Below are 14,619 nucleotides of genomic sequence, written 5' to 3' on the forward strand. Positions count from 1 at the left end.
ATACTAAATAAATCAATTTATTAATCGGCTCAATTTCAATATATTTAAGAAATGAATTACACTTTAGTGTAAACTACACAACAATTAAAATAGAAAAACGTGATTTAGGGTACTAGAAGACAAGACCAATTAATAAAGCTGAGTGATTTAAATGGCCTTAATAAAAGAAGAAGATATTAAAGTTCCACTGGATGTACCACGGGATGCACGTGAAACATATATTAAGAACTATATGAAGATAACATCAAACAGCGGGAACATGATGCTCTTTGCAGGTGACCAGAAAGTTGAACACCTAAACGATGACTTTTTTGGAGAGGGTGTACCTGCAGATGATAATGATCCGGAACATCTTTTCAAGATAGCTGCAAATTCAAAGATCGGTGTTTTTGCTACACAACTTGGAATGATCGCAAGATACGGAATGGACTATGCAGATGTACCATATCTTGTCAAAGTCAACTCAAAATCACATCTTGTGAAGACAAAGCAGGATGACCCATACAGCGGCCAGTGGTATGACATGGACCAGATCGCCCAATTCCGCGAAAACAGTGGTCTCAACATTCTTGGTATTGGCTATACAATATATCTCGGAAGCAAATATGAAGCTGAAATGTTCCACCAGGCTGCACAACTCATCTATGAGGCACACCAGTACGGAATGGTAACTGTCCTCTGGATATACCCAAGAGGAGAAGCAGTTGCTAACGAGAAGGACCCACACCTTATTGCAGGTGCAACCGGTGTAGGTGCATGTCTTAATGCAGACTTTGTGAAGGTGAACTATCCAAAAGCCGAGGGAATGCCAACTGAAGAAGCATTCAAAGAAGCAGTTCTGGCAGCCGGCAGGACAAAGGTTGTTTGTGCAGGCGGCTCCAGCGATGATCCAAAATCATTCCTTGAAAAGCTTTATGCACAGATCCATGTAAGTGGCGCATGCGGCAATGCAACAGGAAGGAATGTACACCAGAAATCCCTCGATGAGGCAGTCAGAATGTGTAATGCAATCTATGCTATAACTGTCGAGGATGCATCCGTTGAAGATGCTCTCAAGATATACAACGGCGAATAATTCATTTTATTGCATGGTGTAAACCGTGCATACTTTTTTAATTTTGATAGTGACCAGTGTTTACTTTCTTTTTGCATTTAGATTTCAAAATAAACAGGTCTATGAGTATTGATAAAAATTACAACACAGAATTATACAAGAATAATTATATATAGATTGAGAGGAAATAAACTTCCTGATAAATAAAACGGGCCTACAATGGATGAAAAATCGCTCAATCTGAGAAAAGAAACATATACTAAAAGGATGGTCACTGACACGATCCTGCTTATTACAGGCATCATCTGTATAGTATTTCTTTCATTGATAACAGACCTTTCAAGTATTTTTTCAGACACTACATGTCCACTTGAAGACTGGACAATGGGCCAGATATTGATAACGATCTCACTTATTATGATAGCATCCTTGATTTTTGCATACAGGCGATACCATGATATTAAGGATGCAATTAAAGAATTCAATTCTATTAACGCTATAAAAGAGGAGTTCATTGCAAATCTTCGGCACGAACTCAAAACTCCACTTGTACCAATAAGAGGTTACTCTGAGATCCTGTATGATGGAAGCCTTGGTGAGATTAACAAGAAACAAAAAGAAGCTCTCAAAAAGATGTTTGATTCCTCTGAAAAGCTGGAAAGACTCATTGATTCTCTTATTTTTATAAGTGTTGCAAGGTCCGGAGATATCGAATACACATTTACAACACTCAAAATAAATGATGTTGCAACAGGAGCTATTGTTGATATAGCTGACCAGCTCAGCCAGAGAGAGCAGGAAATAGATATTGATATCAGATCAGATCTTCCATATATTGAAGGTGACAGGAAATATCTTAAGGAAGCATTGATCCAGATACTGGAAAATGCAAGCAAGTTCAGTCCAAACGGGCAGAAGATTCAATTGATAATCCACGAAGGTTACAAAAGTCTTCACATAAAGGTGATTGACAGAGGAATTGGAATACCTGAAGAAGAACTGGATAACATATTTGCAAGGTTCTATCAGATAGACGGTTCAAAAACAAGACGTTATGGAGGGAATGGGCTTGGACTGCACATTGCCAGAACCATAGTGGAAGCTCACAGGGGAAACATATGGATTGAAAGTGAACCTGAAATTGGAACCACAGTCCATGTTAGATTACCTACTCCTAATCACGGAGTCAAAAAATAAGAGTTAAATGTAAGAGAAATAGCTGCCTATGCAGCTATTTAGAAATCAACCGCAGGAACAGTCAAAATCGAATCCCAACAGAAATGTGCCTGTGCCGTGAAGATTTTCAAGTCCCATCTTCTCCTTAAGATACTCATCACTTGGTGGAGAGGGGGAAGCAAGTATTACATTACAAACCTTATCCACTGCCTCTACGTCTGCACATGGTTTTGGAGGTAATACTACAATTAATGGATTGTTTTTCACATCCATCTTTTTGAGGACGCTTGTGTCATATATAACAATATTACCGATAACGAGCTTGTCCTTGCATGATTTTACTTCTTCGAGTTTGGCCTCATCGTCGACATCCTGACCAACAACACAACCATCATGCATAAGAATGACATTCGGACCTTCAGGCCAGCAGAAATCCATGTTGGTAGTAAAAGCAAATATAACATTATTCTTTAGAACTGCCTTCACACCCTTATTATCACCTCTGCCAAGTCCCATAAGAGTCATTTCATCAGCTTTCTTCTCGAGTTCTCTGATTATCTCTCTGTCCTCTTCGTTAAGCAGAAGAGTATTTCCTACACCCTGCATCTGAATTATACTGTTTTTTACATTCTCTATGATCTCATCGTGTTCCATAAATACCCCTTCATAATATATGAGTAAGCAAAGCAGATGTATCAATAACTCTTCAGGAGTAATATTCCTCCGTATTTAAGCATATCGCATTAAACCTCTAACGCCTGTAGTGAACATATAGTCCGAGATACTAGTGTATAACTTTAAAAATTCCAGCTCTGGGTTCATAAAGATGGCCTTTTGAAAGAAGTATCTTCAATTTGGAATCTGCAATTTTTTCCGGGACATTTCTGGAAATTGCTTTGTTAATAAAGACAATATACTCAAATCCACTGCCATCATCAAGTTCCTCGGCAATCAATTGGACCTCAGCCTCATAATCGATATCATCTGTCTTATTGCCAGACGCCCTTATCGAACAAAGAGCTTTTTTGACATCATCCTTCAATGAATCATAATACTCTGCATCCTTGTGATAGTAATCTAGTGAAAGACACATGCCACCTGCAGATGATTCACAAACACCACTTCCCAGTATACGGTCCATAAGTTTTCCATCCCCTGTATTAACTGCGAAGAACTTTCCAAATTCATCCAGGCGATCAAGTGTCATTTCGGCAGTATCTACGATCCATCTGTCCCGTATGGATTCATCAACATAATTAATTTCCTCAGGTCTCAGGGATACAAATACTGAGCCATCACCCGGCTCGTATGAACGAACTTTTCCAAGTACCATCACATAAGATGGAACCTGTATCGTTGACAGGAATACAGATGCCTCTGGCTGGTAACTTCCTGCATAAATGGTGAATGCCCCGGTTGGATCGGAAATGCGTGCTCTCCATAACTCACGTTCACTGCCCTTCTGTTCGGATAGTCGGTCAACTTCCGTAACAACACCAACAATAAGCACCCTGTTGACTTTAAGCCCTGTAGGACTTATGAGAAAATTAGGCGAATACACATCCTGATCTGATGGTGAAGATGAGGAATATAAATGGAAGCGTGAATCGTTGAACTCCCTGGCAAACATTCTGTATGCAACTTCTCTTTCGACCATCATTCATCACATCCTGCACCCATTCTTTCAAGAAGTTCTTCAATACGTTTCTCAACATTATTCTCAGGAACCCATACTGATCTGGCAACAAGCGAAACCCCAAACTCATTTCGGGATGAATTACCCCTGGCTGCAAGATATTTACCATTAAGCACTTTTTTCATATCTTCGAACACAGCTTCAGAAGAGAGTGAACTCTGTGCAAGCTTTTCAGCATCATGCATGCTTTTACCATAAACTGCCTCTGAAAGTTCCCTGTTAAGCATAAGGTGAACTGCACCTGTTCCATCATCAAGAATAGCTTTTATGCGCATGTCCGTAAGACACTCCACTTCCCCATGAGAACGACAGGAAGATTTCTGTGTCACACGATTACATTGTGGACAGCGCTCTATAAGTCCTGAACCTGACCTGATAGATATTATATTGCCACTGACAGTTACATCGAACATTCCTTCTTTCTCCAGGAGTTTTTCAATGGCAATAGAAGAACTTGCCAGGCTTACCGATTCCATTGTAAATGGCAATTCAGATGTATCAAGTATTTTTTCGATGGATGTTGCCTCTGTGAAATTAATGGATGGAAGACCCCTGAATATTCTCACCGAAGCACCTTCAAAACGAATATAATCACCAATGTCAGGCCCTCCCAGAGGTACCCATGAAGTGAACGGCAGTTTTCCAGTCTCATCTGCCAGGACACCTTCAACAACAGTCACTTCTTCGCCTTTAAGCATGATATCTCGATGATACATCTCCACTATCAATACCACAGAACTCGCAAGTACATCTGCAGGAACAATTTCACCCAGTTTCTTTAAATTTGAATGCGATATCTCTTCAGATTCAGGAAATTCATCATTCTGAAGGTATGTTATTGTTGACCTCTTTCCAAAATAGAGTTCCGGCCTGTTATTCCAGAGACGTGTATAAGCATTTTTGATATGTATCGCATCTCCAGGTTTTAAGGACATGTCATCCCAGCATGTAAAAGAACAGATGCCTGTCCCATCACCAAGAGTTCCTGAGAATATGATTTTCTGCTCACCCTGTATTGATACGTTTTTTTCAACAATATCAATAATACGTCCACTAATTTCGATGCCATTTAATCCCGGAGAAAGGTCTTTGACACTTACTGTATTAGAAGATACAGAAAGATATTTGCTTTTTATCATCCGTTTGGCTTCATCCAGAGGAACCCGATATTTCAAAAGTTTACCAAGCTCTCTGCTGATCTCTTCCCTGCTAATGTTTCCAAGCGCCATGGTTAATTCATCTATATGTGGCGCGATTTTCTCGTCCATAGGGATTCTCCTTTAATTGAAGTCTCCATAATTGTATTCTCTGATTGGCAATAAAGATAACCAAATGTACAATTATATTAATCAGGAATGTTTATGAACGTGTAGACCACATATTTTTAAAATGGCAGTGGAAACTGTCATAAATCATGGGGGTCAAAAAAATGCCAAAACTAGCTATAGTATACCTTAGCACCCAAGGAAGTACAAAAATGATGGCTGAAGCCATCGCAGAGGGTGCACGTGAAAAGCATATAGATGTCGATATTGATAATTTTTATGAATGGGACCCGGCAGAAGTTGCAAAATACGATGCCATATGCATAGGCTCATCAACATTCTATTACACAATGCTGGAACCCATAGCTAAATTCCTGGATAAATTAATAGATATAGGAATAGAAGGTAAACTGGGTGCTGCATTTGGATCTTATGGATGGAGCGGAGAAGCACCTGTCATGATTGCTGAAAAGCTCAGAAAAGCTGGGGTAGAGGTCATCGATCCGGTATTAAGAATACAATACGTACCCAATGAAAAAGATCTGGCCGAATGTATCAGACTTGGAAAAGATCTGGCCATAAAGATGAAAAAGAGAGAATAAATTCATATCAGTCTTACAGGAAAAATATCCAAATAACCCTGAAAAGACAAATAGGCTTGATTTGATTTGGAATTTTCTTTAAAAAACTATATATAGGTTATTTTGCTAGTTGTTAGAGAATACTAAACCAGATTCAAAATATAATTCATATAAGAGGATATTTATGACAATAATTCCATTTGCACCTATTGAGAGAGTTATAAGAAATGCCGGAGCACAGAGAGTAAGCGAATCCGCAGGAATGGCACTCACCGCCATACTTGAAGAATACGGCCTTGAAATCTCCAGGGAAGCTATCAAACTCGCTGAGCACGCAGGACGAAAAACAGTAAAGGCTGAAGATATAAACCTTGCAAAAGAGATGTTGGGAAAATAATCCCAAAAATCCCTACTTTTTAGATTTATTTTCTTATTAATTCTATTTTTGCAAACATCAGCAGAGTGTGTTTTAGCTGATGAGGTCTACCAGACTTATTCCACCTAATGTGATACTGCTTACAATTATCCCTGCGATCAGCACTCCTGCAAATATTGCCGGAAAAGCATGACGGAACTTTATCCCGAAAACAAATGCTGCTGCACATCCGGTCCAAGCACCTGTTACTGGCAGTGGTACTGCTACAAAGAGAGTAAGGGCAAGTGTACCATATTTCTCAAAGCTTTCCGAATGGTTACGTTGTGTTCTTCCAAAAAGCCATGAAAAGAATTTGTCAAATATGGAATAACGGCGAAGATAAGTGGAAACTGGATCGAGGAACAAGAGTAAAGGAACAACAGGAAGCATGTTACCCAAAACTGCAAAAATGAATGCCGAAGACGGACTCATCCCATATATTCCAAGTGCAATCGGAATTGCACCCCTCAATTCAAATATCGGCAAAGCACCAATTATAATGGTTGCAAGCCAGTGGGGAAAAGAGGAAAGTAATTCCAGTACCGTTGCTTCAAGACTCAATTACATTCCTTTCCTGATAATGCAAAGTGTGCCAGCAGGCATTCAAGCTGTATTCTCTCATTGGCACCTTCAGTTAACCTGAAATCGATCTCACCGATGACATCTATCAGTTCGACCATCTTCTTTTCAGGAATATCAACGTCAAACATAGCCCTGTATATCTGGCCCACAACGTCCTCTCCGGAAAGACCCTGCTCCAGCAGAAGACTGTCCAGATGTTTTCTTGCAGCACTGAAACTTCCTTCCAGAGCAGTTGTGATTAGTTCTTTCACCTGTTCAGGGCGTGCTGTTGCGGTTATCTTGTATATTGCATCCTTGTGGATCGTGTCAGCAATAAGAGCTGCAGCCTGAAGAGCATTGATAGCTTTTCGCATATCGCCTTGTGCAACATATTTTATAGCATCCACTCCATCGTCTGCGATATCCAGATTCTCGTTATTTGCTACAAATCTCACACGTTCTGCCACTGCATCATCAGATAACGGACGGAACCTGTAGACCGCACATCTTGACTGGATAGGCTCAATGATCTTGGATGAATAATTACACGAAAGAATGAAACGACAGTTGTTAGTGTAACGTTCCATGGTACGTCTGAGCGCAGATTGTGCGTCAGAGGTTAAAGCATCTGCCTCATCAAGGAAGATTATCTTGAAATCTGCACCACCAATTGGTGTTGTTTTTGCAAAGTTTTTGATCTTTGTTCTTACAACATCGATACCACGTTCATCAGAAGCATTAAGCTCGGTGAAATTCTCACGCCATGATTCCCCGAAAAGCTCACGTGCAATAGACACGGAAGTTGCAGTTTTTCCAACTCCGGGAGGACCTGAGAACAAAAGATGTGGAAGGTTTCTCGTTTTAATGTACGATTTGAGCCTTTCTACAGTCTCTTTCTGGCCGACCACGTCGTCAAGCTTAAAGGGCCTATACTTTTCAATCCATATCTCTTCTTTAATTTCAAACCCTCCGCATAAAAGTGTACATGCCTGCAATAATAGGAAGATGTAGTTTTTTAAGTTTTCGTAGATAAAAAAAGATGAGCAGGATTTAGCCTCACAGCACCCTGCTAAATTCATATTTACTGATAGATCAGCTTGTAAGCGTAACTGCCCACAAAAGGGATCTTGAGCATTAAACCCTTGTATGCCATTACGACAAGCACCAATATGAAGAATAATGCAGCAAATCCAAGGAAATCAGCTATAATCCAGCCAACGTATGGTATCCATCCCAGAATGAAGATAATAAGGGAAAGTGGGAGGAATATCAATAATGACTGCATCGCATGGAACCTGACAAACTTGTTGTCCGGCTCTATGAGCAGGAAGATTATCCCTGTGATCCAGAATCCTACATAACTAATGGCTGCCACGATATTTTCGTCCAGACCAATCTTTGTCTTATATGTCATATGATCACCTGATAGCAATTGTGTTCTGTGGGCATTTCTCCACGCATATTCCACATGCAGTACATTTCTCCTGATCTATCTCCGCAAGGAACTTGGTTACTGTGATAGCTTCTTCCGGACAGTTCTTTTCACATATCTTACATCCAATGCAACCAACGGTACAGGATTCCTTAACTGCCTTACCTTTGTCATGTGACATACAAAGTACATGCACATTTTCAGATTCCTTTGCAAACACAAGTATATCATTTGGACAGGATGCAATACAAAGTCCACAACTTGTACAAAGGTTCTTGTTCACATGTGGCAGGCGATCCTCACCAATGGAAAGAGCACCAAAAGGACATGCACGTACACAGGTACCTCTGCCCATACAGCCGTAATTACAGCCTTTTTCACCGTCTGACAGCATCATAACTGCCTTACAGTCCTCAAAGCCTACATACTCGAAACGGTCTACACAGTTAAGACCACCGTTACATCTGACGAATGGGTACTGCTCTTCACCTTCTGCAACTTCCTGCCCGACAATGCCACCAATTTCCTTGGCAACATCAAAACCTCCGACAGGACAACCGTTAATTGGTGCACCTTCGTTAACCACACGCTCTGCAAAGTCTGAACAACCTGCGTAACCACATGCACCACAGTTTGCTCCTGGGAGAACTTCAACGATCTCATCTACCAGAGGATTGGTCTCTACCTTAAATTTCTTGGATGCCACGACAAGCATGACACCAACAGCCAGTCCAAGACCACCAAGAATTGCCACTGCTTCAATAAGTAAAGTGCTTAATCCTACACTCATATTGGAATCACCCAGAAGTAGTTAACAAAAGCCATAGAAAGCATCAGTGCTATGAAAAATGCCTGCGGGAGTCCTCTTATCGCAGATGGCACGTTCACAAATGTAGAACGTTCTCTGATACCGGACATCATTAGCATTACAATAGTATATCCAAGACCTGCTGCGATACCGAAAACAACACTCTGTATAAAGTTGTAACCAGCATTCTCATTCAGTAATACAGCACCTAGCACCGCACAGTTTGTAGTGATAAGCGGGAGATAGATACCAAGTGACCTGTAAAGGGAAGGTATGTTCTTTCTTACAACAAATTCTACCAGCTGTACAAGTGCCGCAATAACGACAATAAAGCTGATAAGGTCAAGGAATTGCATATTTGTAGGCACAAGGATGTATGTATAGATCATATATGAAACAGTGGAGGCCATAGCCATGACAAACACCACCGCTCCAGACATTCCGGCCGCACTTTTCACATCCTTGGTTACACCCACAAAGGAGCACAGTCCAAGGAACTGGATCAGCAGGAAGTTCTTGATGAAAATACCATCCATGAAAATTGAGAATAATGCATCTTCTGCCATCTTAACCACCCTTTGCCATCTTCTTTTCTTTCTGATAATTCACAATTGCCATCAGTGCTCCTATAGTGAGGAAAGCGCCCGGAGGCAATATCATTGTAGTTATTGAAGGATTGATCGGCAGGTTTACCAGAGTGTAACCAAAGGTCACTATCTGGCCTGTACCGAGAAGTTCCCTTATGCCCCCTATAAGCATCAGTACCAGCAGGAAACCTGTTGAGGTACCAAGACCATCAATGAATGAGTAGAAGACATTATTCTTGTTTGCATATGCTTCAGCACGTCCGATGATGATACAGTTTACTACAATAAGGGGAATGAAAACACCCAGAGCCGCATACATCGACGGCGAATAAGCTTCCATTATCATATCTACTATTGATACAAAAGTAGCAATAATTATGATGAAGATAGGAAGTCTTACTGTTGAAGGAATCTGTTTTCTCAGGGACGAGACAAGCATATTCGAACACACCAGTACAAATGCAGTACCAGCGGCCATACCTATGGCATTTTCCACCGATGTGGTAACTGCCAGTGTAGGACAAAGACCCAGGACAAGTCCGAAGGTCGGGTTGTCCCTTGTAATACCACGTATAAATTCACTTAAAGGATCCATTTTACCACTACTCCTCCGCCTGTTTTATTTCATCGATCTTAATATTAAGAGCATCTACAACCGCTGTAGAGGAAATCGTTGCACCTGTAATTGCATCAATTGAACCGCCTGACTTAGAAAGCGCAAGAGAAGCCATTGGAAGGTTTAAGAACTGGTTCTGGAACTCCGGTTGTACGATCTTTGCACCAAGACCCGGAGTCTCTTCATTACTAAGCACACTCATACCAAGAAGAGTTGTAAACGTCGGATCAACGGCTCCAGCAACGACTATTGGTCCCTGGGCACCTGCCTGTTCCTTGAAGAAAGCATATCCCACGATATTACCTGAAGCATCTGTTGCACGATAGTAAAGGATCTCAGGGTTTCCTTCAGCATCTACAGCAGTTCCTTCAACCGCTTCAAAGGTGACATCACCGGGTATGAGTTTAGCCAAAATCTCTGTCTTTGCATTAGCCTCATTTACTTTTAGTTGTTCACTTGTCGGAACATAGGTAATCCCCAGCAACAAAGCTGCAACAACTGATATGATAACAATTTTTGCTATGACCATCATAGTATCTTTATTCGATTCAGATTCACTCATTGTTGATCACCTCGAATTTCAGGGATGAAGGAATCTTATCCATAACACGTCTGTATGCATTTTCGGCACATGACATTGTTCCGAATGAAGCAGGCATTGTGTTGATCTCAATAAATGATGCTACACAGTTTGCAAGGAATATACCATACAGAACTCCATCAACGTAGTTTGCAAAATGACCATAGATGAAAACTAGTACTCCGCATGTTATTCCATAAATAATTCTTCCTTTTTTGGTCACCGGAGACGTTGCAGTGTCAGTTGCCATGAAGAGTATTCCAAAGAATACAATCCCTATCATTGAATAAGACAACTCAGGGCTTGGACTGAAAAGTGCGAACATCTGTGACATGTACATCAGTGGGTTCAGACTGCCTTTATGTACCAGATCCATTACACCTGATATGAAAAGCAATGCTTGCGGCAGTATAATCATTGTTGCAAAGAATGAAAATGGAACTCTCCAGTCGATGTATCTCTTGTAGATAAGATAAACACCGCCAATAAGCAATATTGGAGAAACACCTACCATAAGACCTGCGCCATGCTCAAGTATAAGATCAGAGAACTGGCCTATGTGAGGAATAGATGCGGCAGTCATATATCCAGACCAGGCGCTTCTGGTAAAGATCCATCCCACAAGAACAGGATTGAATATGTAAGAACCAATTCCACCAAACACGTGTTTACCAACAGATATTGAAAAGAAAGCTGCAAAGGCAGGAATCCATAATGGAGCTTCCGGCGGAATAAGTAATGCCAGCATGAGTCCCATCATGGCCGCATGTCCATCTGTAATTGTCACTTTCTGCTTAAAGATGCCCTGTATAGCAAATTCGGTTACCACAGCAGACACCACTGATACAACAATAATACCAAGGGCAGGGATGCCAAAGAAGTATATTGCTGCAAGACAAAGTGGAAGCAGAGCAATTATTTTACTATAGTTTAATGTCTTGAAATCAAATTTTGTTTTCTTATGAGGAGGAGCTGAAATTGTATATGTCATTTTTACTCACCCACAGCCACATCCAACTTTAAGATTGGATGATTCTTTTTCAGGCAAGTCTTCGTATGCCATCTCAATTGCATCCTTTGCATACCTGATAAGCTGTAATATTGGTATCTTGGAAGGACAGACCGCTGCACAATCACCACATTCAATGCAGTTCTCAATGTGTATCTGCCTGCATTCGTCAAAACGACCCTGATCTGCCATGACAGCAAGACGGCTTGGTATAAGTTCTACAGGACAGACATCCACACAACGTGCACAGTGGATGCATTCTATTGCTTCATCTCTGATAACCTCTTCAGGTTTCTGGATGGTTATTCTGGTAGTTCCCTTTGTCACAGGAACCTGATCAGTATATTGTGCTACACCAGTTCTTACACCATTGGCAATGATCTTGCCAATAGCACCGGTGTAACCGAATGAATCTATTACATCCTTAAATGGCGTACCGATTCTCACAAGAATATATTCCATCTTGTTAGAAACACCTTCAACTGAAACAACAGTATCATAGAATGGAACACCTTCATGAACAGCATCATAAAGTGCTTTTGCAGATTTTATTCCACAAACTGCAACTCCTACATCCGTTGGGCTACATCCAATGTTGACATTTCTTCCTGTCACTCTGTAAGTGAAGAAATTAAGGATCTTCTTACCGAAGATACGTTCCTGGGAAACAATAACAATATCAGAATTATGTTCATTGAAATAATAGCCTACATTTCGGCTTCCAATGAGAGGAGAGACTTTCAGCTTTTTATTATCAACTTCAATGCCTTCAAAAGCATTTATTGACTCTTTATCATCGGTTCTTAGAACAATTGCACCCTTTTTAGCGCCGGCTGCCTTCATCAAGAGTTTTAATGCATCGATCATCTGGGAAGCATAATCTCCCGGAGTCTTGAAAGTACCACCAATCCATTCGGATGAGGTTGCATTGATAAGTACAGTGTCAATCTTCTTACCCTTTGGCCTTAAGACTGCATGAGTTGGCATTCCATAGTGTTCTACTATACCTGATTCCTTAATGAACTGGGCAAGCTGGTCGGATTTTACATCCTTGCATGCTGAGAATTCAACACTTTCATTACTGTCTTCCGGCTGGATGATAACACTCATCACCTTGTTGCCGTCCGGATGAGGTGCCTCTTCTATGGCAATGACCTCACCACAGACGCTTGAATGAACTGCAGAAGACTGATATTCAGCACTTTCACCTATTTTCTGTCCAATGAGAACCCTGTCGCCTTTCTTCACAAGGGGTTCACAGACAGCACCCCTGTGCTGCCTGAGCGGAATGATCATCTTTTCCGGTAATGTATCTAATTTTTTGATTTCCACATTATCAACTCCTTAGAATGCAGGCTCCCTTTCGACTTCAGTTGGTTTCGCATTTGTCAGGGTCACTTCAATTGTCTTTGTACTGAAATCAGTTTGAGGATCGCTCACTGCCGGATCCTTCTCATATCCGAGAGCTGTCCAGTTGATAGCTGTTGCAGTGCTGCCGTGACAATCTGCACATACAAGAGGAGCTTCAAGACCTACACTTGAACTTACAATATTGTGGCTAACCTGGTAATACATGTCAACATTCCTGAGGACTGCATTTGGATAATCTGCATTTCCATCTGCATTTCCGTCATATGAATGGATCTCCTCTTCTGTAACAATACCGTCACCATTTGCATCTGCCTTCAGGACTTCTGCCGGAGCTATCGGATTGCCGATTGATGAACTGTTATCCGGATCTGCAACAACTGCTGCATCAATTCCTTCGTCCCACCAGGTACCTGTGATCACATTGAATGGTTTAAGCATGGAACCGTTGATCTGCTCCTGAGCTGTTGGCAATGCATCATAATTTACACCCGATGACCATGAGATTGTCGGAGTAAACTCGGAATCATACGTTACATCTTCACGAACACCATTCTGCCAGCTGAATGATTGCACTACAGGAGTTCCTGTAGCATCAGATCCTGGTAATGCCGGGATGTGACATGTTTCACAGCTTACTGTTTCAAGGTGACCGTCTACAACCGCACCGTGTGAGATACCCTCGTGACATCCTGATGAATCACATGCCTTTACACCAACTTCAGAGTCCATGTGTGAGGTTCCGGAAGTGTACAGGTATTCACGGCTGCTGATATTGTGATTCTCTGTCACGTGACAGTCCTGACAGTCCACTGAAGAATGAACATCGTAAGATGCTGAATCTTCAAGGGTCCATGCAACAGCAGTTGTCTCTATGTCAGCAGAGTGACAGTTGCTACCACAAAGTGCCTTGCTTGGTGCACCGTTCACTTCATCGTGAACTTCGGTTACAAGTGGAAGTGGTGCCAGAACATCAAGCATGTAACTTGCCATATGGAGTGTATCACTCTGTATTTCTTTACTTGATTCTGCAACTGCAGCCTTGTTTGCATTCTCGAAATCACCTGAAGCTATGCTTTCTGCGCGTGCTTCGAAGTCATAACCCACCTGATTGTGGCAGGCCATACAGTCAATGTCCACACCATAATCTGCCATGTAGCCACCGCCGGGTTGAACCTGTCCGTATGTCACAGCCATTGTGTTTTTATCAATGCTATCAACATCAACACCATAATCCATGAGTGAGGTCCATTTTTTCAGATCCTGCTGAACATGGGATGATTGTGACACTTCCTCGTATACACCTGCGTGACAACCACTGCATGAGCTGTCAGACCATTTCTGCTCGGTCATATAGTGAGCAGACATAGCTTCGTTTCCGGTGCTTCCTACATATGCATACACACCGGCTGCAGCGAACATCACAACGAGGATACCTATAAGAATTACATTTAATTTTGCCATAATTTAC

17 protein-coding genes are annotated in these 14,619 nt (G+C 41.4%); 4 read left to right on the top strand and 13 right to left on the bottom strand.

Features of this window, described 5'->3' with window-relative positions; genetic code table 11:
• The first annotated feature begins 151 nt into the window (after positions 1-151).
• Positions 152-1,075 (top strand): beta/alpha barrel domain-containing protein, encoded by a 924-nt coding sequence (locus BLP52_RS05410; RefSeq protein ID WP_091709395.1) that lies wholly within the window; start codon positions 152-154, stop codon positions 1,073-1,075.
• Between the two features lie 198 nt (positions 1,076-1,273).
• Positions 1,274-2,251 (top strand): sensor histidine kinase, encoded by a 978-nt coding sequence (locus tag BLP52_RS05415; RefSeq protein ID WP_091709397.1) that lies wholly within the window; start codon positions 1,274-1,276, stop codon positions 2,249-2,251.
• Between the two features lie 45 nt (positions 2,252-2,296).
• Here BLP52_RS05415 and BLP52_RS05420 read toward each other — a convergent pair whose 3' ends face one another.
• The 3 genes from BLP52_RS05420 to BLP52_RS05430 form a co-directional block, all read right to left on the bottom strand.
• Entirely contained in the window at positions 2,297-2,884 is a 588-nt protein-coding gene (locus BLP52_RS05420) for a hypothetical protein (RefSeq protein WP_091709399.1), read from the bottom strand.
• A 130-nt stretch (positions 2,885-3,014) separates the two neighbouring features.
• Positions 3,015-3,890 (bottom strand): RPA family protein, encoded by an 876-nt coding sequence (locus BLP52_RS05425; protein ID WP_091709401.1) that lies wholly within the window; start codon positions 3,888-3,890, stop codon positions 3,015-3,017.
• The gene (locus tag BLP52_RS05430; RefSeq protein WP_091709403.1) at positions 3,887-5,194 is read right to left on the bottom strand and encodes a Single-stranded DNA binding protein; all 1,308 of its coding nucleotides are present in this window, start codon (positions 5,192-5,194) and stop codon (positions 3,887-3,889) included. The genes BLP52_RS05425 and BLP52_RS05430 overlap by 4 nt, the downstream gene beginning before the upstream one ends.
• A gap of 161 nt (positions 5,195-5,355) precedes the next feature.
• On the opposite strand from BLP52_RS05430, the gene BLP52_RS05435 reads away from it, so the two are divergent.
• Positions 5,356-5,793: a flavodoxin domain-containing protein gene (locus BLP52_RS05435; RefSeq protein ID WP_091709405.1), complete on the top strand. Its 438-nt coding sequence runs from the start codon at positions 5,356-5,358 to the stop codon at positions 5,791-5,793.
• Positions 5,794-5,956: 163 nt separating this feature from the next.
• A complete protein-coding gene (locus BLP52_RS05440) occupies positions 5,957-6,169 on the top strand; it encodes a histone family protein (RefSeq protein ID WP_091709407.1) in 213 nt (70 codons plus the stop codon).
• 72 nt (positions 6,170-6,241) lie between these two features.
• Here the strand turns inward: BLP52_RS05440 and BLP52_RS05445 are convergent, their stop codons facing one another.
• The 10 genes from BLP52_RS05445 to mmcA form a co-directional block, all read right to left on the bottom strand.
• Entirely contained in the window at positions 6,242-6,748 is a 507-nt protein-coding gene (locus tag BLP52_RS05445) for a COG2426 family protein (RefSeq protein ID WP_091709408.1), read from the bottom strand.
• Positions 6,745-7,707, bottom strand: a complete 963-nt coding sequence (locus BLP52_RS05450; protein WP_091709677.1) for a replication factor C small subunit — start codon at positions 7,705-7,707, stop codon at positions 6,745-6,747. Before BLP52_RS05450 ends, BLP52_RS05445 begins: the two co-directional genes overlap by 4 nt.
• Positions 7,708-7,829: 122 nt before the next feature.
• Complete coding sequence (locus BLP52_RS05455) at positions 7,830-8,162, bottom strand: DUF4870 domain-containing protein (protein ID WP_091709410.1); 333 nt, start codon at positions 8,160-8,162, stop codon at positions 7,830-7,832.
• A 4-nt stretch (positions 8,163-8,166) separates the two neighbouring features.
• Entirely contained in the window at positions 8,167-8,970 is an 804-nt protein-coding gene (rnfB, locus tag BLP52_RS05460) for an Rnf electron transport complex subunit RnfB (protein WP_091709411.1), read from the bottom strand.
• Positions 8,967-9,554, bottom strand: coding sequence for an Rnf electron transport complex subunit RnfA (gene rnfA / locus BLP52_RS05465; protein WP_091709413.1), 588 nt, complete (start codon positions 9,552-9,554; stop codon positions 8,967-8,969). The genes rnfB and rnfA overlap by 4 nt, the downstream gene beginning before the upstream one ends.
• A gap of 1 nt (position 9,555) precedes the next feature.
• Positions 9,556-10,170, bottom strand: coding sequence for an Rnf electron transport complex subunit RnfE (gene rnfE, locus BLP52_RS05470; protein WP_091709414.1), 615 nt, complete (start codon positions 10,168-10,170; stop codon positions 9,556-9,558).
• Between the two features lie 7 nt (positions 10,171-10,177).
• Positions 10,178-10,753 (bottom strand): Rnf electron transport complex subunit RnfG, encoded by a 576-nt coding sequence (rnfG, locus tag BLP52_RS05475; RefSeq protein WP_091709416.1) that lies wholly within the window; start codon positions 10,751-10,753, stop codon positions 10,178-10,180.
• Positions 10,746-11,762: an Rnf electron transport complex subunit RnfD gene (gene rnfD, locus BLP52_RS05480; protein ID WP_091709418.1), complete on the bottom strand. Its 1,017-nt coding sequence runs from the start codon at positions 11,760-11,762 to the stop codon at positions 10,746-10,748. The genes rnfG and rnfD overlap by 8 nt, the downstream gene beginning before the upstream one ends.
• A 6-nt stretch (positions 11,763-11,768) precedes the next feature.
• Entirely contained in the window at positions 11,769-13,112 is a 1,344-nt protein-coding gene (rnfC, locus tag BLP52_RS05485; RefSeq protein WP_091709420.1) for an Rnf electron transport complex subunit RnfC, read from the bottom strand.
• Between the two features lie 12 nt (positions 13,113-13,124).
• On the bottom strand, positions 13,125-14,612 hold the full coding sequence (gene mmcA / locus BLP52_RS05490) for a methanogenesis multiheme c-type cytochrome (protein WP_091709422.1): 1,488 nt from the start codon (positions 14,610-14,612) through the stop codon (positions 13,125-13,127).
• Positions 14,613-14,619: the final 7 nt, after the last annotated feature.

The organism is Methanolobus vulcani (genome assembly GCF_900100715.1).
GTDB lineage: Archaea > Halobacteriota > Methanosarcinia > Methanosarcinales > Methanosarcinaceae > Methanolobus > Methanolobus vulcani.

Coding starts and splice junctions, on each gene's coding strand:
- rnfG (WP_091709416.1), bottom strand. CDS start 10,753: ATGAGTGAATCTGAATCGAATAAAGATACTATGATGGTCATAGCAAAA.
- mmcA (WP_091709422.1), bottom strand. CDS start 14,612: ATGGCAAAATTAAATGTAATTCTTATAGGTATCCTCGTTGTGATGTTC.
- BLP52_RS05420 (WP_091709399.1), bottom strand. CDS start 2,884: ATGGAACACGATGAGATCATAGAGAATGTAAAAAACAGTATAATTCAG.
- BLP52_RS05410 (WP_091709395.1), top strand. CDS start 152: ATGGCCTTAATAAAAGAAGAAGATATTAAAGTTCCACTGGATGTACCA.
- rnfB (WP_091709411.1), bottom strand. CDS start 8,970: ATGAGTGTAGGATTAAGCACTTTACTTATTGAAGCAGTGGCAATTCTT.
- BLP52_RS05425 (WP_091709401.1), bottom strand. CDS start 3,890: ATGATGGTCGAAAGAGAAGTTGCATACAGAATGTTTGCCAGGGAGTTC.
- rnfD (WP_091709418.1), bottom strand. CDS start 11,762: ATGACATATACAATTTCAGCTCCTCCTCATAAGAAAACAAAATTTGAT.
- BLP52_RS05430 (WP_091709403.1), bottom strand. CDS start 5,194: ATGGACGAGAAAATCGCGCCACATATAGATGAATTAACCATGGCGCTT.
- rnfE (WP_091709414.1), bottom strand. CDS start 10,170: ATGGATCCTTTAAGTGAATTTATACGTGGTATTACAAGGGACAACCCG.
- BLP52_RS05435 (WP_091709405.1), top strand. CDS start 5,356: ATGCCAAAACTAGCTATAGTATACCTTAGCACCCAAGGAAGTACAAAA.
- BLP52_RS05415 (WP_091709397.1), top strand. CDS start 1,274: ATGGATGAAAAATCGCTCAATCTGAGAAAAGAAACATATACTAAAAGG.
- BLP52_RS05455 (WP_091709410.1), bottom strand. CDS start 8,162: ATGACATATAAGACAAAGATTGGTCTGGACGAAAATATCGTGGCAGCC.
- BLP52_RS05440 (WP_091709407.1), top strand. CDS start 5,957: ATGACAATAATTCCATTTGCACCTATTGAGAGAGTTATAAGAAATGCC.
- rnfA (WP_091709413.1), bottom strand. CDS start 9,554: ATGGCAGAAGATGCATTATTCTCAATTTTCATGGATGGTATTTTCATC.